Below are 16,936 nucleotides of genomic sequence, written 5' to 3'. Positions count from 1 at the left end.
ATCGGGACCGGCGCTTTGCGGTGCAGCGCACAGGCACGGACCGGGGGCGACACCCCCGGGACCGGCCCACTCACAACGTTCGTACAGGGAGCCGGAGAGATGTTCGAGGCGGTCGAGGAACTGGTCGGGGAACACGCCGACCTGGAGAAGAAGCTCGCCGACCCGTCGGTCCACGCGGACCAGGCCAACGCGCGCAAGCTGAACAAGCGCTACGCGGAGCTGACCCCGATCGTCGGCACGTACCGCACCTGGAAGCAGACCGGCGACGACATCGACACGGCCCGCGAGTTCGCCGCGGACGACCCGGACTTCGCCGCCGAGGTCAAGGAGCTGGAGAAGCAGCGCGAGGAACTGACGGAGAAGCTGCGGCTGCTCCTCGTCCCGCGCGACCCCAGCGACGACAAGGACGTCATCCTGGAGATCAAGGCCGGTGCGGGCGGCGACGAGTCCGCCCTGTTCGCCGGTGACCTCCTGCGCATGTACCTGCGGTACGCCGAGCGCGTCGGCTGGAAGACCGAGATCATCGACTCCACCGAGTCCGAGCTGGGCGGTTACAAGGACGTCCAGGTCGCCGTGAAGACCAAGGGCGGCCAGGGCGCCACCGAGCCCGGCCAGGGCGTCTGGGCGCGGCTGAAGTACGAGGGCGGGGTGCACCGCGTGCAGCGGGTGCCCGCGACCGAGTCGCAGGGCCGCATCCACACCTCCGCGGCCGGTGTGCTCGTCACCCCCGAGGCCGAGGAGGTCGACGTCGAGATCAACGCGAACGACCTGCGGATCGACGTCTACCGCTCCTCCGGACCCGGCGGGCAGTCCGTCAACACCACCGACTCCGCCGTGCGCATCACGCACATCCCCACCGGAGTCGTCGCCTCCTGCCAGAACGAGAAGAGCCAGCTGCAGAACAAGGAGCAGGCGATGCGTATCCTGCGCTCCAGGCTGCTCGCGGCGGCGCAGGAGGAGGCGGAGCGGGAGGCCGCCGACGCCCGCCGCAGCCAGGTCCGCACGGTCGACCGCTCCGAGAAGATCCGCACGTACAACTTCCCGGAGAACCGCATCTCGGACCACCGGGTCGGATTCAAGTCGTACAACCTGGACCAGGTCCTGGACGGCGAACTCGACGCGGTGATCCAGGCCTGTGTCGACGCGGACTCGGCCGCGAAGCTGGCGGCCGCGTAAGGCACGCACGAGCACGAAGAAGTACGACGGAGGACTTGCGTGAACCTGCTGCTCGCGGAAGTGGCCCAGGCCACCCAGCGCCTGGCCGACGCCGGCGTGCCCTCGCCGCGCAACGACGCGGAGGAGCTCGCCGCGTTCGTGCACGGCGTGAAGCGGGGCGAGCTGCACACCGTCAAGGACTCCGACTTCGACGCCCGGTACTGGGAGGTCATCGCCCGGCGCGAGCAGCGCGAGCCGCTCCAGCACATCACCGGGCGCGCCTACTTCCGCTACCTCGAACTGCAGGTCGGGCCAGGGGTGTTCGTGCCCCGGCCGGAGACCGAGTCGGTGGTCGGCTGGGCCATAGACGCCGTGCGCGCGATGGACGTCGTCGAGCCGCTCATCGTCGACCTGTGCACCGGCTCCGGCGCCATCGCCCTCGCCCTCGCGCAGGAGGTGCCGCGCTCGCGCGTGCACGCCGTGGAACTGTCCGAGGACGCCCTGACCTGGACCCGCAAGAACATGGCGGGCTCCCGTGTCGACCTGCGCCAGGGCAACGCCCTCGACGCCTTCCGCGACCTCGACGGCCAGGTCGACCTGGTCGTCTCCAACCCGCCGTACATTCCGCTCACGGAGTGGGAGTACGTGGCGCCCGAGGCCCGCGACTACGATCCCGAACTCGCCCTGTTCTCGGGCGAGGACGGCCTGGATCTGATCCGTGGCCTCGAACGCACGGCGCATCGGCTCCTGCGCCCCGGAGGTGTCGTCGTCATCGAGCACGCCGACACCCAGGGCGGCCAGGTGCCGTGGATCTTCACCGAGGAGCGGGGCTGGGCCGACGCGGCCGACCACCCGGACCTCAACAACCGGCCGCGGTTCGCGACCGCCCGCAAGGCGCTGCCCTGATGCGCACGAGCAGGGGCACGCGCCCCGTCACCACCCCCCAGCAGCAGTACGTGTACGAGGAGGCCCGCTAGATGGCACGGCGATACGACACCAACGACGCGACCGACCGCGCCACCGGTCTGCGCGAGGCCGCGTCCGCCGTCCGCCGGGGCGAGCTCGTGGTGCTGCCGACGGACACCGTGTACGGCATCGGCGCGGACGCCTTCACCTCCGAGGCCGTGGCCGACCTCCTGGAGGCCAAGGGTCGGGGCCGCAGCATGCCCACACCCGTGCTCATCGGCTCCCCGAACACCCTGCACGGCCTCGTCACGGACTTCTCCGAGATGGCCTGGGAGCTGGTCGACGCCTTCTGGCCGGGCGCGCTGACCCTCGTCGCCAAGCACCAGCCGTCGCTGCAGTGGGACCTCGGCGACACCCGGGGCACCGTCGCCGTCCGTATGCCGCTGCACCCGGTCGCCATCGAACTGCTGACCGAGGTCGGCCCGATGGCGGTCTCCTCGGCCAACCTGACCGGGCACCCGGCCCCGGAGAACTGCGACGCCGCCGAGGCCATGCTGGGCGACTCCGTCTCCGTCTACCTCGACGGCGGCCCGACCCCCGGCAACGAGCCGTCCTCGATCGTCGACGTCACGGGCAAGGTGCCGGTCCTGCTGCGTGCGGGAGCCCTCTCGGCGGAGGAGCTGCGCAAGGTCGTACCCGACCTCGAGGTGGCGAATTGACGGCCCCTGACGCGGGGCGTGGCATATGGGACGGGGAAGAGACGCGGACCTTCACGGGGCTGCCGCGGGACACCTTCCGCATCCTCCACGTCAGCACAGGCAACGTGTGCCGCTCGCCGATCACCGAGCGGCTGACCCGGCATGCCCTGGCGGACCGGCTCGGCGACCCGCTCTGGGGCGGTCTGGTCGTCGAGAGCGCCGGGACCTGGGGGCACGAGGGGGCGCCCATGGAGGCGAACGCGGAGGCGGTCCTCGCGGACTTCGGCGCGGACGCCTCCGGCTTCACCGGGCGTGAGCTGCTCGACGAGCACGTCATCCGGGCCGACCTGGTGCTGACGGCCACCCGGGACCACCGGGCCCAGGTCATCTCCATGGGGCACTCCGCCGGGCTGCGCACGTTCACCCTCAAGGAGTTCACCCGCCTGGTCCGCGCCATCGACCCCACCACCCTGCCCTCCCTGGAGGAGGGCATGGTCGTCCGCGCACGCGCGCTGGTCCGTGCCGCCGCCGCTCTACGCGGGTGGCTCCTGGCCCCCACCGCCGAGGCCGACGAGGTCTACGACCCCTACGGCGCCCCTCTCCCGTTCTTCCGGTCGGTCGGCGACGAGATACACCAGGCGCTGGACCCCGTGGTGACCGCGCTGACGGGGGTGCCGGCCCGGGCGTAGCCGTCGCCGGGCCCCGAACCCGCGGACGTCGGCGGGCACGACATCGCGCATGCGGGGCGTCCCGGGCCTACATTGGTGCTACGTCACCGTCGACGCCCCGGAGTCCACCATGTCGGTCACCCCTGTCCTAGAGGCCGATGTCCTGCGGCGGCAGGACCCCGAACTGGCCGACATCCTGCTCGGCGAGCTGGATCGGCAGACGACGACGCTGCAGCTCGTCGCCGCGGAGAACTTCACCTCGCCGGCCGTGCTGGCCGCCCTCGGCTCACCGCTCGCGAACAAGTACGCGGAGGGCTATCCGGGGGCCCGGCACCACGGCGGCTGCGAGATGGTGGACGTCGCCGAGCGGCTGGCCGTGGAGCGGGCGAGGTCGCTGTTCGGGGCCGAGCACGCCAACGTCCAGTCCCACTCGGGCTCTTCGGCCGTGCTCGCCGCGTACGCCGCCCTGCTGCGCCCCGGCGACACCGTGCTCGCGATGGGCCTGCACTTCGGCGGTCACCTCACCCACGGGTCGCCCGCGAACTTCTCCGGCCGCTGGTTCGACTTCGTCGGGTACGGGGTCGAGGCGGAGTCCGGGCTCATCGACCACGAGCAGGTGCGGACCCTCGCGCGCACGCACCGCCCCAAGGCCATCGTCTGCGGGTCGATCTCGTACCCCCGCCACATCGACTACGCGTTCTTCCGCGAGGTCGCCGACGAGGTGGGGGCCTATCTCATCGCCGACGCCGCCCACCCGATCGGGCTGGTCGCCGGGGGAGCGGCGCCCAGCCCGGTGCCGTACGCCGACATCGTGTGCGCCACCACGCACAAGGTGCTGCGCGGGCCGCGCGGCGGGATGCTGCTGTGCGGGGACGAGCTGGCCGAGCGCGTGGACCGGGCGGTGTTCCCGTTCACCCAGGGCGGCGCGCAGATGCACACCATCGCCGCGAAGGCCGTCGCGTTCGGCGAGGCGGCGACACCGGCGTTCACCGCGTACGCCCATCAGGTGGTCGCGAACGCCCGCGTCCTGGCCCGGGGGCTGGCCGAGCAGGGGCTCGGGGTCGTCACCGGCGGCACCGACACCCACCTGCTCACCGTCGATCCCGCGCCGCTCGGCGTCGACGGACGCACCGCCCGCGGCCGGCTCGCGGCCGCCGGGATGGTCCTCGACTGCTGCGCGCTGCCCCATGGCGACGCCCGCGGCCTGCGGCTCGGTACCGCCGCGCTGACCACCCAGGGCATGGGCGAGACGGAGATGGCCCGGCTCGCCGTGCTGTTCGCGGGAGCCCTGCGGGACGGCGGGGACGGCAAGCGGACGCGTGAGGACGTACGGGAACTGGCCGGAAGATTTCCGCCGTATCCGCGCTGAGGTGGGGTAGACGCACCACCGTGCACAGCATCACGTGCAACCATCGTCGCTACCCGGATGTCCTCAACCTTATGCGCGCCTCGCTAGGGTGTGGGGCTGTGATGGCCAGCGAGACCTGTGGGGAAGCCTGTGCGTGAATACCTCCTGACGCTCTGCATCACGGCCGCGGTGACGTACCTGCTCACAGGGCCGGTGCGGAAGTTCGCGATCGTGGCCGGAGCCATGCCGGAGATCCGTGCGCGCGATGTCCACCGAGAACCGACACCGCGCCTCGGCGGCATCGCGATGTTCTTCGGACTCTGCGCCGGTCTGCTGGTCGCCGACCACCTGACCAACCTCAGTGAGGTCTTCGCCAAGTCCGACGAGCCCCGCGCGCTGCTCTCCGGGGCCGCGCTGATCTGGCTCATCGGCGTCCTGGACGACAAGTTCGAGATCGACGCCCTGATCAAGCTCGGCGGCCAGATGATCGCGGCCGGTGTGATGGTCATGCAGGGTCTGACGATCCTCTGGCTGCCGATCCCCAGTGTGGGGATCGTCGCCCTGACCCAGTGGCAGGGCACCCTGCTCACGGTCGCCCTGGTCGTCATCACCATCAACGCGGTCAACTTCGTCGACGGCCTCGACGGACTCGCGGCCGGCATGGTCTGCATCGCCTCCGCCGCGTTCTTCATGTACGCCTACCGCCTCTGGTACAGCTACGGCATCGAGGGCGCGGCCCCCGCCACCCTCTTCGCGGCGGTCCTGATGGGCATGTGCCTGGGCTTCCTGCCGCACAACATGCATCCCGCCCGGATCTTCATGGGCGACTCCGGCTCGATGATGATCGGCCTGGTGCTGGCGGCCGGCGCGATCTCCATCACGGGTCAGGTCGACCCGGACGTGATGAACCTGTACGGCTCGGAGCGCAGCACGGTCTACCAGATGGTGCCGGTCTACATCCCGCTGCTGATGCCGCTGACCATCATCGCGATCCCCGCGGCGGACCTGATCCTCGCCATCGTGCGGCGCACCTGGCGCGGCCAGTCGCCGTTCGCCGCGGACCGGGGGCATCTGCACCACCGCCTCCTGGAGGTCGGGCACTCGCACAGCCGGGCCGTGCTGATCATGTACTTCTGGTCGGCGGTCATCGCCTTCGGCACCCTCGCGTACACCGTGAACGCGGCGTCCATGTGGATCGTCCTCGCCATCGCGATGTTCAGCGGAGCGGGTCTCTTCCTCCTGCTGCTGCCCCGCTTCACCCCGCGCGCGCCGCGCTGGGCGCAACGCATCGTGCCGCCGCGCTACCGCCGCCGTACGGTCGTCCCCGCCACCGCCCCGGAGCCGGCGGCGGACTGGACCCCGTCGCTCAACGGTGCGACGGCGATCGGAGGCCGGGCCCACGAGCACGAAGCGGAACGCAGCCCGGCGGGCGCGGGCCGCTGAGCCGCGACCGCGCGGCGCGGGCGCCGACGCGGTGCTCGGACGATCTTCGGGAAACGGCTGGAGGCCGTGTGCGGACGTCGCACACGGCCTCCAGCCGTCCGTCGTGAGGGCGCACGGGCCGGGCGTCGCGCTGACGGCAAGGTAAGAATCTGACTAACGCTTTGCCGATGCCATGCAAGAACCTGACGGTGCAAAACGGCCTTATACCAGACAAGTCGGCCTGGTTTTTGCACAGAAGGGCAGGTTCACTCTCATGTGTGACACCTGGCACAGCATTCAGGTAAAGACCTCATCAAATAGTTTGTGATACGGTTCACGAGAACCCGGGACAGAGTCGAAGGACCGCAATGCGACGGTCCGCAGGCGTGAGATGTCCGCTCGCCCCCGGGGTCTACGCTCGTCCATGACGACACCCTGCCCCCTCAGCAAGCGGAGTTGCCGCCATGCCGTCCAATGACGTCCGGACCCTCGTTCAGGCCGCCGTACCCACGGCAGCCGTCGGCGCGATCGCCGCTGTGGTCAGCGGCGTGGTCGTCGGAGGCAAGGGGGCTCTCGGTGCTGTCGTCGCGACGGTGATCACGATCCTCTTCATGGGAATCGGGCTCTACGTTCTGCAGCGCACCGCCAAATCGCTTCCTCATCTGTTCCAGATGATGGGCTTGATGCTCTACGCGGCACAGATCCTGCTGTTGTTCATCTTCCTGTCCGCGTTCAAGAACACCACGCTGTTCCACCCCCGGGCTTTCGCATTCACGCTCGTCGCCACCACGCTCGTGTGGATCGCGGCACAGACGCGCGCGCATATGAAGGCCAAGATCCTCTACGTCGAACCCGATGCGTCCACGGGCGGAAAGCCCGAAAAATCGGGGCACTCGTCGTGAGGAGTAGGGCCGGGATAAGGGCGTGTACGAAGTCCTGCTATCGTCCGGTGCCAACTGCGGCATCGCGGGCGCGGGCATCTGAGCTGACGCCTGCTCAAACGCGAGGCTTGATGCCCCCCAGCCGCCCCCACATCCGTAACACCAGTCCAGTGCCGACCCGCGGCTGCGCGCCGCGCCGACACAACGAGGTTGCCGTACCCATGCGTCACGCCGAAGGAGCCCGTGGTGAGTGCTGACCAGACCCAGCTCGCCTTTGACTGGAGCTGTCGGATCATGTCCGACAACGGCTGTGGCTTCCCGGCTCCGGGCCTGCACTCGTTCCTCTTCAAGCCGATCGCCACGGTCGGGGGGTTCGAGTTCAACAAGGTGATGCTGCTCGCGCTCATCACCACCCTCCTGGTGATCACCTTCTTCACCCTGGCCTTCGGCAAGGCCAAGGTGGTACCGGGCAAGCTGCAGATGATCGGTGAGGCCGGCTACGACTTCGTACGCCGCGGCATCGTCTACGAGACGCTGGGCCGGAAGGAGGGCGAGAAGTACGTCCCGCTGATGGTCTCGCTCTTCTTCTTCATCTGGGTCATGAACATCTGGTCCGTGATCCCGCTGGCCCAGTTCCCGGTCTCGTCGATCATCGCCTACCCGATGGTCCTGGCCGGCATCGTCTACGTGGTCTGGGTCTCGATGACCTTCAAGAGGCACGGCTTCGTCGGCTTCTTCAAGAACGTCACCGGCTACGACAAGTCGCTCGGCCCGGTGCTGCCGCTCGTGATGGTCATCGAGTTCTTCTCGAACCTGCTGGTCCGGCCGTTCACGCACGCGGTGCGACTGTTCGCCAACATGTTCGCCGGCCACCTGATGCTGGTCATGTTCACCGTCGCCTCCTGGTACCTGCTGAACAGCTGGATGATCCCGGCGGCCGGTGTCTCCTTCGTCATGACCATCGTCATGATCCTCTTCGAGCTCTTCGTGCAGGCCGTCCAGGCGTACGTCTTCGTGCTCCTCGCCTGCTCGTACATCCAGGGCGCGCTCGCCGAGCACCACTGAGCCCCGCCGCTTCACCCACCCCCAGAACGTCCGGTGGCCAACCCCCGCCGGTCCTTGAAAGAGAAGGAAGAATCAGCATGGCTGCCATGGAGACCCTCGCCGCCCTCGAAGGCAACATCGGTGCTGTCGGCTACGGCCTCGCCGCCATCGGCCCCGGCGTCGGCGTCGGCATCATCTTCGGTAACGGCACCCAGGCCCTCGCCCGCCAGCCCGAGGCCGCCGGCCTGATCCGTGCCAACCAGATCCTCGGCTTCGCCTTCTGTGAGGCGCTCGCCCTCATCGGCATCGTCATGCCGTTCGTCTACGGATGATCGAGCCCTGACGAGCGAACCTTTCAACGAGAGGCACTGATGTGATCGCCAACCTGGTACAGCTGGCGGCCGAGGAAAAGCAGAACCCGCTTATTCCTCCCGGCCCCGAGCTGCTCGTGGGCGCCATCGCCTTCGCCATCGTGTTCTTCTTCTTCTGGAAGAAGCTCCTCCCGAACATCAACAAGGTTCTGGAAGAGCGTCGCGCGGCGATCGAAGGCGGTATCGAAGAGGCCGACGCCATGAAGGTCGAGGCCCAGAGCGTGCTCGAGCAGTACAAGGCTCAGCTCGCCGAAGCCCGGCACGAGGCCGCGCGGCTGCGCCAGGAGGCGCAGGAGCAGGGCGCCACGCTCATCGCCGAGATGCGGGCCGAGGGCCAGCGGCAGCGCGAGGAGATCATCGCCGCCGGTCACTCGCAGCTGGAGGCCGACCGCAAGGCCGCCTCTTCGGCGCTGCGTCAGGACGTGGGCAAGCTCGCCACCGACCTGGCCGGCAAGCTCGTCGGTGAGTCCCTGGAGGACCACGCCCGGCAGAGCCGCGTCATCGACCGTTTCCTCGATGATCTTGAGGAGAAGGCCGAGGCCGCGCGATGAACGGAGCGAGCCGCGAGGCCCTGGCAGCCGCACGGACGCGTCTCGACGCGTTGACGGACTCCACGTCCGTGGACGCGGCGCGTCTCGCCGACGAGCTGGCCGCCGTCACCGCGCTGCTCGACCGTGAGGTGTCGCTGCGTCGGGTCCTCACCGACCCGGCGCAGGCGGGCGAGGCCAAGGCCGAACTGGCCGGCCGTATCCTCGGCGGCCAGGTCGGCGCGACCACGGCCGACCTGGTGTCCGGTCTGGTGCGCTCCCGCTGGTCGCAGCCCCGCGACCTGGTGGACGCGCTGGAGCAGCTGGCCTCCGTCGCCGACCTCACCGCCGCGCAGCAGTCGGGCTCGCTCGACGACGTCGAGGACGAGCTGTTCCGCTTCGGCCGGATCGTCGCCTCGAACACCGAGCTGCGGTCCGCGCTGACCGACCGTGCCGCCGGTGCCTCGGCCAAGGGCGAGCTGCTGCGCAGCCTGCTCGGCGGCCGCGCCAAGGCCACCACCGAGCGTCTGGTGACGCGACTCGTCGCAGCGCCGCGTGGACGTAGCCTGGAAGCGGGACTCGACTCCCTGTCCAAGCTCGCCGCCGAGCGCCGTGACCGCGTGGTCGCCGTCGTCACCTCGGCGGTCCCGCTGAGCGACGCGCAGAAGCGCCGCCTCGGCGCCGCCCTGGCGAAGCTCTACGGCCGTGCCATGCACCTCAACCTCGACGTGGACCCAGGCGTCCTCGGCGGGATCCGGGTCCTGGTCGGCGACGAGCTGATCAACGGCTCGATCGCGGACCGGCTCGAGGACGCCGGCCGCCGCCTGGCGAGCTAGCCCAAACTTCATAGCAGTAAGTAGCAGTACGTACGCATGTCTGCGGCCCGGTTGGGCCGTGCAGAGGATTCACCTCTTTCAGGGGGGAGTCCGGTAGTTCAGGTCCCCCCAAAGTGAAACTTCGGGCCCAACAAGGAGAGCAGGGAACCCAGATGGCGGAGCTCACGATCCGGCCGGAGGAGATCCGGGACGCGCTGGAGAACTTCGTCCAGTCGTACCAGCCGGACGCGGCCTCGCGCGAAGAGGTCGGTACGGTCACGCTTGCCGGCGACGGCATCGCGAAGGTCGAGGGTCTTCCCTCGGCCATGGCCAACGAACTGCTGAAGTTCGAGGACGGCACCCTCGGCCTCGCGCTCAACCTGGAAGAGCGCGAGATCGGCGCCATCGTCCTCGGTGAGTTCAGCGGCATCGAGGAGGGCCAGCCGGTCAGCCGTACCGGTGAGGTCCTGTCGGTCGCCGTGGGCGAGGGCTACCTCGGCCGCGTCGTCGACCCGCTCGGCAACCCGATCGACGGCCTCGGCGAGATCGAGACGTCCGGTCGCCGTGCCCTGGAGCTGCAGGCTCCCGGCGTCATGGCCCGTAAGTCGGTGCACGAGCCGATGGAGACCGGCTACAAGGCCGTCGACGCCATGACCCCGGTCGGCCGCGGCCAGCGTCAGCTGATCATCGGCGACCGCCAGACCGGCAAGACCGCCCTGGCCGTCGACACGATCATCAACCAGCGCGACAACTGGCGCTCCGGTGACGTGAACAAGCAGGTCCGCTGCGTCTACGTCGCCATCGGCCAGAAGGGCTCGACCATCGCCTCCGTGCGTGGCGCCCTCGAAGAGGCCGGCGCGCTGGAGTACACGACCATCGTCGCCGCCCCGGCGTCCGACCCGGCCGGCTTCAAGTACCTGGCGCCGTACACCGGTTCGGCCATCGGTCAGCAGTGGATGTACGAGGGCAAGCACGTCCTCATCATCTTCGACGACCTGTCGAAGCAGGCCGACGCCTACCGCGCCGTGTCGCTGCTGCTGCGCCGCCCGCCGGGCCGTGAGGCCTACCCGGGTGACGTCTTCTACCTGCACTCCCGCCTGCTGGAGCGCTGCGCGAAGCTCTCCGACGAGCTGGGTGCCGGCTCGATGACCGGTCTGCCGATCGTCGAGACGAAGGCCAACGACGTCTCGGCGTTCATCCCGACCAACGTCATCTCCATCACCGACGGCCAGTGCTTCCTGGAGTCGGACCTCTTCAACGCCGGTCAGCGCCCCGCGCTGAACGTCGGTATCTCCGTCTCCCGAGTCGGTGGTTCCGCGCAGCACAAGGCGATGAAGCAGGTCTCCGGCCGTCTGCGCCTCGACCTCGCCCAGTACCGCGAGCTGGAGGCGTTCGCCGCCTTCGGTTCCGACCTGGACGCCGCGTCGAAGTCGCAGCTGGAGCGGGGTCAGCGTCTGGTCGAGCTGCTGAAGCAGCCGCAGTACCAGCCGATGCCGACCGAGGACCAGGTCGTCTCCGTCTGGGCCGGCACCACCGGCAAGATGGACGACGTCCCCGTCGCCGACGTCCGCCGCTTCGAGAAGGAGCTGCTGGAGTACCTGCACCGCAAGGAGCAGGGCCTCATGACCTCCATCAAGGAGGGCGGCAAGATGTCGGACGACACCCTCACCGCTGTCGCCGACGCGATCGCCGAGTTCAAGAAGCAGTTCGAGACCTCGGACGGCAAGCTGCTCGGCGAGGACGCCCCGGCCGTCAACGTCTCCAAGTGACGTAAGGAAGGGACCTGACTCATGGGAGCCCAGCTCCGGGTCTACAAGCGTCGCATCCGATCCGTCACCGCGACCAAGAAGATCACCAAGGCGATGGAGATGATCGCCGCCTCGCGCGTCGTCAAGGCGCAGCGCAAGGTGGCGGCCTCCGCGCCGTACGCGGCCGAGCTCACCCGCGCGGTCACGGCGGTCGGTGCCGGTTCGAACACCAAGCACCCGCTGACCACGGAGGCGGAGACGGCGACCCGTTCCGCGGTGCTGCTCCTCACGAGCGACCGCGGACTGGCCGGCGCCTTCAACTCCAACGCCATCAAGGTCGCCGAGCAGCTGACGGCGCGCCTCCAGGCGGAGGGCAAGGAGGTCGACACGTACATCGTCGGCCGCCGCGGTCTGGCCCACTACAACTTCCGCGAGCGCAAGGTCGTGGAGTCGTGGTCGGGCTTCACCGACGAGCCCACCTACGCGGACGCGAAGAAGGTCGCGGGTCCGCTCATCGAGGCCATCGAGAAGGACACGGCCGACGGCGGCGTGGATGAACTCCACATCGTCTTCACCGAGTTCGTCTCGATGATGACGCAGACGGCGCTCGACGCCCGTCTGCTGCCGCTCAGCCTCGACGAGGTGGCCGCGGAGTCGGCGCCGAAGGGCGAGATCCTTCCGCTGTACGACTTCGAGCCGTCGGCGGAGGACGTCCTCGACGCCCTGCTGCCGCGCTATGTCGAGAGCCGTATCTACAACGCGATGCTCCAGTCGGCCGCTTCCAAGCACGCCGCCACCCGCCGCGCGATGAAGTCGGCCACCGACAACGCGGGCGAGCTGATCAACACGCTCTCCCGCCTTGCCAACGCGGCCCGCCAGGCCGAAATCACCCAGGAAATCAGCGAGATCGTCGGTGGCTCCGCAGCCCTGGCCGACGCGAACGCGGGGAGTGACAGGTAATGACGACGACAGTTGAGACGGCCGCTGCCACGGGCCGCGTCGCCCGGGTCATCGGCCCGGTCGTCGACGTGGAGTTCCCCGTCGACGCCATGCCCGACATCTACAACGCCCTTCACGTCGAGGTCGCCGACCCGGCCGAGGACGGCGCGAAGAAGACGCTGACTCTGGAGGTCGCCCAGCACCTGGGTGACGGCCTGGTCCGCACCATCTCCATGCAGCCCACCGACGGTCTGGTCCGCCAGGCCCCGGTCACCGACACCGGTGCCTCCATCACCGTCCCCGTCGGCGACTTCACCAAGGGCAAGGTGTTCAACACCCTCGGTGAGGTGCTGAACACCGACGAGAAGTACTCGGGCGAGCGCTGGGGCATCCACCGCAAGGCCCCGAACTTCGACGAGCTCGAGTCGAAGACCGAGATGTTCGAGACCGGCGTCAAGGTCATCGACCTTCTCACCCCGTACGTCAAGGGTGGAAAGATCGGTCTGTTCGGTGGTGCCGGCGTCGGCAAGACGGTGCTCATCCAGGAGATGATCTACCGCGTCGCCAACAACCACGACGGTGTCTCCGTGTTCGCCGGTGTCGGTGAGCGCACCCGTGAGGGCAACGACCTCATCGAGGAGATGGCCGACTCGGGCGTCATCGACAAGACCGCGCTGGTCTTCGGCCAGATGGACGAGCCCCCGGGCACCCGTCTGCGCGTGGCCCTGGCCGGTCTGACCATGGCGGAGTACTTCCGCGATGTGCAGAAGCAGGACGTGCTGTTCTTCATCGACAACATCTTCCGCTTCACCCAGGCCGGTTCCGAGGTCTCGACCCTGCTCGGCCGTATGCCCTCCGCGGTGGGCTACCAGCCGAACCTGGCCGACGAGATGGGTCTCCTCCAGGAGCGCATCACCTCGACCCGTGGTCACTCGATCACCTCGATGCAGGCGATCTACGTCCCCGCGGACGACCTGACCGACCCGGCCCCGGCCACCACCTTCGCCCACCTCGACGCGACGACGGTTCTCTCCCGTCCGATCTCCGAGAAGGGCATCTACCCGGCCGTGGACCCGCTGGACTCCACGTCCCGCATCCTGGACCCCCGCTACATCGCGGCGGACCACTACAACACGGCGATGCGCGTCAAGACGGTCCTGCAGAAGTACAAGGACCTCCAGGACATCATCGCGATCCTCGGTATCGACGAGCTCGGCGAGGAGGACAAGCTCACCGTCCACCGCGCCCGTCGCGTGGAGCGCTTCCTGTCCCAGAACACCCACGTCGCCAAGCAGTTCACCGGCGTCGACGGGTCGGACGTGCCGCTGGACGAGTCGATCACCGCGTTCAACGCGATCATCGACGGTGAGTACGACCACTTCCCGGAGCAGGCGTTCTTCCTCTGCGGTGGTATCGAGGACCTCAAGAAGAACGCGAAGGAGCTCGGCGTCAGCTGACGTCAGGCACTCGTGGCAGAGGGGGCGAGACCGTACCTCTTGGGGTGCTGTCCCGCCCTTCTCTGTACTCCCACTAGAATTGACCCAACACCCGGCGGAACCGCCGGGTGGTGACCCGAGGAGCCATCTTGGCTGCTGAGCTGCACGTCGCGCTGGTCGCGGCCGACCGAGAGGTCTGGTCCGGCCAGGCCACCCTGGTCGTCGCCCGTACCACGTCCGGCGACATCGGCGTCATGCCCGGTCACCAGCCGCTGCTCGGTGTGCTGGAGTCGGGCCCGGTGACCATCCGTACGAGTGACGGCGGCACCGTCGTCGTCGCCGTGCACGGCGGTTTCATCTCGTTCGCGGACAACAAGCTGTCCCTGCTGGCCGAGGTCGCCGAGCTGGCCGACGAGATCGACGTCCAGAGCGCGGAGCGCGAGCTGGAGCGGGCGAAGGCGGCCGGCGACGCCGCCGCCGAGCGCCGCGCGGATGTACGACTGCGTACGGCGGCGGCGCGCTGAGCCCGCACGCCGTGTGATGCTGTACCTCAGCCGCGGCTGGGTCTGGATGACTTCATCCTGATCCGGCCGCGGCTGAGGCGAATGTGGGTGTTTTTTACGTTCCATTACCTAGCAGTGGCATTACCTAGGAGACGAGGAGGTCGGTGTCGATGGTCCTCGCTCTGGCTGTGTGCGGGTCGGTGATCGCGCTCGTGGTGGTGGGGCTCTTCGTCTTCGGACTGCGCAGGCGCCTCATCCAGCGCTCCGGCGGCACCTTCGACTGCAGCCTGCGCTGGAACGCGCCCGAGAAACCCGGGGACGGCGAGAGCGGCAAGGGCTGGGGCTACGGAGTCGCCCGCTACAACGGCGACCGCATCGAGTGGTACCGCGTCTTCTCGTACTCCATCCGCCCCCGCCGTGTCCTGGAGCGTGCCGCGATCGAGGTGGCCGGGCGCCGCACCCCCGAGGGCGAGGAGGAGATGGCACTCCTCTCCGACGCCGTGATCCTCGCGTGTCTACACCGCGGGACCCGGCTCGAACTGGCGATGAGCGAGGACGCGCTGACCGGTTTCCTCGCGTGGCTGGAGGCAGCCCCGCCCGGTCAGCGCGTCAATGTGGCCTAGCTTCTACTTGAGTCCATTGCTGATCGCGTTCACCAGCTCTCCGTTGCCCGTGTCGCCGCTGAACTCCCAGAAGAAGGCGCCGCCCAGGCCCTGGTTCTTTGCCCAGGTCATCTTTCCGGCGATGGTGGACGGGGTGTCGTAGCTCCACCAGTTGCTGCCGCAGTGGGCGTAGGCCGTGCCCGCGATGGTGCCGGTGACCGGGCAGGAGTTCTTCAGGATCTTGTAGTCCTCGATGCCCGCCTCATAGGTGCCGGGGGCCGCGCCGGTCGCCGTGCCGCCGGGGGCGGACTGGGTGACGCCGGTCCAGCCGCGCCCGTAGAAGCCGATGCCGAGCAGCAGCTTGGAGCCGGGGACGCCCTTCGCCTTCAGCTTGGCGATCGCGTCGGCGGAGTTGAAGCCCGCCGCCGGGATGCCGGGGTAGGAGGTGAGCGGCGAGTGCGGGGCGGTCGGGCCGTCCGCGTCGAAGGCGCCGAAATAGTCGTACGTCATCACGTTGTACCAGTTCAGATGGGTCGCGGCGCCGCCGTAGTCGGCCGCGTCGATCTTGCCGCCGGAGGAGCCGTCGGCGGTGATCGCGGCGGTGACCAGGTAGTTCGCGCCGAACTCGGTACGCAGGGCGGACATCAGGTTCTTGAAGGCCGCCGGCCCGCTGGTGTCACACGTCAGACCGCAGGCGTTCGGGTACTCCCAGTCGATGTCGATGCCGTCGAAGACGTCGGCCCAGCGCGGGTCCTCCACGACCGCCTTGCAGGACTTGGCGAAGGCGGCGGGGTTCTGCGCGGCCTGGCCGAAGCCGCCGGAGTAGGTCCAGCCGCCGAACGAGTACAGCACCTTGATGTGCGGGTACTTCGCCTTGAGCTGGCGGAGCTGGTTGAAGTTGCCGCGCAGCGGCTGGTCCCAGGTGTCGGCGGTGCCGCTGACGGACTGGTCGGCGGTGTAGGCCTTGTCGTAGGCGGCGTAGGTGTCGTCGACCGTGCACTGGCCGTTCTTGACGTTGCCGAAGGCATAGTTGATGTGGGTGATCTTGGATGCCGAGCCCGAGGTCACCAGGTTCTTGACGTGGTAGTTGCGGCCGTAGACGCCCCACTCGGTGAAGTAGCCGAGGTTGATCTTGGAGCCGGGGTTCGGGTTCGTGCCGCCCGTGGTGCGTACGGCGGCCGCGCCGCTCAGCGGTCCGGTCTGGTCGGCGGTGTCGCGGGCCTGGACGGTGTACGAGTAGTCGGTGCCGGCGCTCAGGCCGGTGTCGGTGTAGGTGGTGCCGGTGACGGTGGCGACCTTGGTGCCGCCCCGCAGGACGTCGTAGTTCTTGACGCCCTTGTCGTCGGTGGCGGCGCTCCAGCTCAGTTTCACCGAGGTGGTGGTGACGTCCGAGGCGGTCGGGGTGCCGGGGGCGGAGGGGGCCGCGTCACCGGGGACGGACGGGCCGCCGTCACAACTGCCGCCGTTCAGCTTGCAGTTCGAAGGGGAGCCTGAGCCGCTCCCGTTGAAACCGAAGGAGACGGAGGCGCCCGGGGCGAGGCTGCCGTTCCAGGACTTGTTCTTGGCGGTCCAGTGGGTGCCGGAGGAGGTGACGTCCGCGTCCCAGGCGGAGGTGACGGACGTGCCGGAGGGGAAGTCCCACTCGACGGTCCAGGAGCTGATCGTGGTCGTCCCGGTGTTCTTGACGGTCCACTTGCCTTCGAAACCGGAGCCCCAGTCCTGGGGTTTGGCGTAGGTGGCGGTGGCTTCCGTGGCCGCGTGCGCGGGGGTGGCGAGGCCGACCAGTCCGAAGAGGGGGAGGAGGAGGGTGGCGAGACCCGCTGTGAATCTGTGCCTGAAGCGCATGTGCGCCTCCTTGTGGGGTGTCTTGAGC

General features: G+C 68.8%; 17 protein-coding genes. 16 read left to right on the top strand and 1 reads right to left on the bottom strand.

Translation table 11 applies throughout. The annotated features are described in order from the left end of the window. The first annotated feature begins 99 nt into the window (after nt 1–99). The 16 genes from prfA (at nt 100) to PYR72_RS16675 (ending at nt 15,084) form a co-directional block, all read left to right on the top strand. Nucleotides 100–1,176: a peptide chain release factor 1 gene (prfA, locus tag PYR72_RS16750; RefSeq protein ID WP_275456086.1), complete on the top strand. Its 1,077-nt coding sequence runs from the start codon at nt 100–102 to the stop codon at nt 1,174–1,176. Nucleotides 1,177–1,215: 39 nt separating this feature from the next. Then, on the top strand, nt 1,216–2,061 hold the full coding sequence (gene prmC, locus PYR72_RS16745; protein ID WP_275456085.1) for a peptide chain release factor N(5)-glutamine methyltransferase: 846 nt from the start codon (nt 1,216–1,218) through the stop codon (nt 2,059–2,061). Nucleotides 2,062–2,132: 71 nt separating this feature from the next. Beyond that, entirely contained in the window at nt 2,133–2,780 is a 648-nt protein-coding gene (locus tag PYR72_RS16740) for an L-threonylcarbamoyladenylate synthase (RefSeq protein ID WP_275456084.1), read from the top strand. Further along, entirely contained in the window at nt 2,777–3,448 is a 672-nt protein-coding gene (locus tag PYR72_RS16735) for a low molecular weight phosphatase family protein (RefSeq protein WP_037728589.1), read from the top strand. The genes PYR72_RS16740 and PYR72_RS16735 overlap by 4 nt, the downstream gene beginning before the upstream one ends. A 109-nt stretch (nt 3,449–3,557) precedes the next feature. After that, the gene (glyA, locus tag PYR72_RS16730; RefSeq protein WP_275456083.1) at nt 3,558–4,796 is read left to right on the top strand and encodes a serine hydroxymethyltransferase; all 1,239 of its coding nucleotides are present in this window, start codon (nt 3,558–3,560) and stop codon (nt 4,794–4,796) included. A gap of 129 nt (nt 4,797–4,925) precedes the next feature. Continuing rightward, nucleotides 4,926–6,218, top strand: a complete 1,293-nt coding sequence (locus tag PYR72_RS16725) for an MraY family glycosyltransferase (protein WP_275456082.1) — start codon at nt 4,926–4,928, stop codon at nt 6,216–6,218. Between the two features lie 443 nt (nt 6,219–6,661). Then, the gene (locus PYR72_RS16720) at nt 6,662–7,099 is read left to right on the top strand and encodes a hypothetical protein (protein ID WP_275456081.1); all 438 of its coding nucleotides are present in this window, start codon (nt 6,662–6,664) and stop codon (nt 7,097–7,099) included. A 273-nt stretch (nt 7,100–7,372) separates the two neighbouring features. Beyond that, entirely contained in the window at nt 7,373–8,143 is a 771-nt protein-coding gene (gene atpB / locus PYR72_RS16715) for a F0F1 ATP synthase subunit A (protein ID WP_275460429.1), read from the top strand. 77 nt (nt 8,144–8,220) lie between these two features. Continuing rightward, nucleotides 8,221–8,454, top strand: coding sequence for an ATP synthase F0 subunit C (gene atpE, locus PYR72_RS16710; protein ID WP_037695385.1), 234 nt, complete (start codon nt 8,221–8,223; stop codon nt 8,452–8,454). Between the two features lie 41 nt (nt 8,455–8,495). After that, nucleotides 8,496–9,044 (top strand): F0F1 ATP synthase subunit B, encoded by a 549-nt coding sequence (locus tag PYR72_RS16705; protein ID WP_275456080.1) that lies wholly within the window; start codon nt 8,496–8,498, stop codon nt 9,042–9,044. Then, entirely contained in the window at nt 9,041–9,856 is an 816-nt protein-coding gene (locus PYR72_RS16700) for a F0F1 ATP synthase subunit delta (protein WP_275456079.1), read from the top strand. The genes PYR72_RS16705 and PYR72_RS16700 overlap by 4 nt, the downstream gene beginning before the upstream one ends. 152 nt (nt 9,857–10,008) lie before the next feature. After that, nucleotides 10,009–11,604 (top strand): F0F1 ATP synthase subunit alpha, encoded by a 1,596-nt coding sequence (gene atpA / locus PYR72_RS16695; protein WP_275456078.1) that lies wholly within the window; start codon nt 10,009–10,011, stop codon nt 11,602–11,604. A gap of 21 nt (nt 11,605–11,625) precedes the next feature. Then, nucleotides 11,626–12,543 (top strand): F0F1 ATP synthase subunit gamma, encoded by a 918-nt coding sequence (locus PYR72_RS16690; protein ID WP_275456077.1) that lies wholly within the window; start codon nt 11,626–11,628, stop codon nt 12,541–12,543. Beyond that, on the top strand, nt 12,543–13,979 hold the full coding sequence (gene atpD, locus PYR72_RS16685; RefSeq protein ID WP_275456076.1) for a F0F1 ATP synthase subunit beta: 1,437 nt from the start codon (nt 12,543–12,545) through the stop codon (nt 13,977–13,979). The genes PYR72_RS16690 and atpD overlap by 1 nt, the downstream gene beginning before the upstream one ends. Nucleotides 13,980–14,107: 128 nt before the next feature. Further along, nucleotides 14,108–14,482, top strand: coding sequence for a F0F1 ATP synthase subunit epsilon (locus PYR72_RS16680; RefSeq protein ID WP_013000654.1), 375 nt, complete (start codon nt 14,108–14,110; stop codon nt 14,480–14,482). A gap of 149 nt (nt 14,483–14,631) precedes the next feature. Further along, a complete protein-coding gene (locus PYR72_RS16675) occupies nt 14,632–15,084 on the top strand; it encodes a DUF2550 domain-containing protein (RefSeq protein WP_275456075.1) in 453 nt (150 codons plus the stop codon). 3 nt (nt 15,085–15,087) lie between these two features. Here the strand turns inward: PYR72_RS16675 and PYR72_RS16670 are convergent, their stop codons facing one another. Next, nucleotides 15,088–16,908: a glycoside hydrolase family 18 chitinase gene (locus PYR72_RS16670; protein ID WP_275456074.1), complete on the bottom strand. Its 1,821-nt coding sequence runs from the start codon at nt 16,906–16,908 to the stop codon at nt 15,088–15,090. Between the last annotated feature and the right edge of the window lie 28 nt (nt 16,909–16,936).

It is taken from the genome of Streptomyces sp. VNUA24 (assembly GCF_029167005.1).
Classification (GTDB): Bacteria; Actinomycetota; Actinomycetes; order Streptomycetales; family Streptomycetaceae; genus Streptomyces; species Streptomyces scabiei.
This window is presented reverse-complemented; position numbering and strand designations above follow the sequence as displayed.

Coding starts and splice junctions, on each gene's coding strand:
- prfA (WP_275456086.1), top strand. CDS start 100: ATGTTCGAGGCGGTCGAGGAACTGGTCGGGGAACACGCCGACCTGGAG.
- PYR72_RS16740 (WP_275456084.1), top strand. CDS start 2,133: ATGGCACGGCGATACGACACCAACGACGCGACCGACCGCGCCACCGGT.
- glyA (WP_275456083.1), top strand. CDS start 3,558: ATGTCGGTCACCCCTGTCCTAGAGGCCGATGTCCTGCGGCGGCAGGAC.
- PYR72_RS16720 (WP_275456081.1), top strand. CDS start 6,662: ATGCCGTCCAATGACGTCCGGACCCTCGTTCAGGCCGCCGTACCCACG.
- atpB (WP_275460429.1), top strand. CDS start 7,373: ATGTCCGACAACGGCTGTGGCTTCCCGGCTCCGGGCCTGCACTCGTTC.
- atpE (WP_037695385.1), top strand. CDS start 8,221: ATGGCTGCCATGGAGACCCTCGCCGCCCTCGAAGGCAACATCGGTGCT.
- PYR72_RS16700 (WP_275456079.1), top strand. CDS start 9,041: ATGAACGGAGCGAGCCGCGAGGCCCTGGCAGCCGCACGGACGCGTCTC.
- atpA (WP_275456078.1), top strand. CDS start 10,009: ATGGCGGAGCTCACGATCCGGCCGGAGGAGATCCGGGACGCGCTGGAG.
- PYR72_RS16690 (WP_275456077.1), top strand. CDS start 11,626: ATGGGAGCCCAGCTCCGGGTCTACAAGCGTCGCATCCGATCCGTCACC.
- atpD (WP_275456076.1), top strand. CDS start 12,543: ATGACGACGACAGTTGAGACGGCCGCTGCCACGGGCCGCGTCGCCCGG.
- PYR72_RS16675 (WP_275456075.1), top strand. CDS start 14,632: ATGGTCCTCGCTCTGGCTGTGTGCGGGTCGGTGATCGCGCTCGTGGTG.
- PYR72_RS16670 (WP_275456074.1), bottom strand. CDS start 16,908: ATGCGCTTCAGGCACAGATTCACAGCGGGTCTCGCCACCCTCCTCCTC.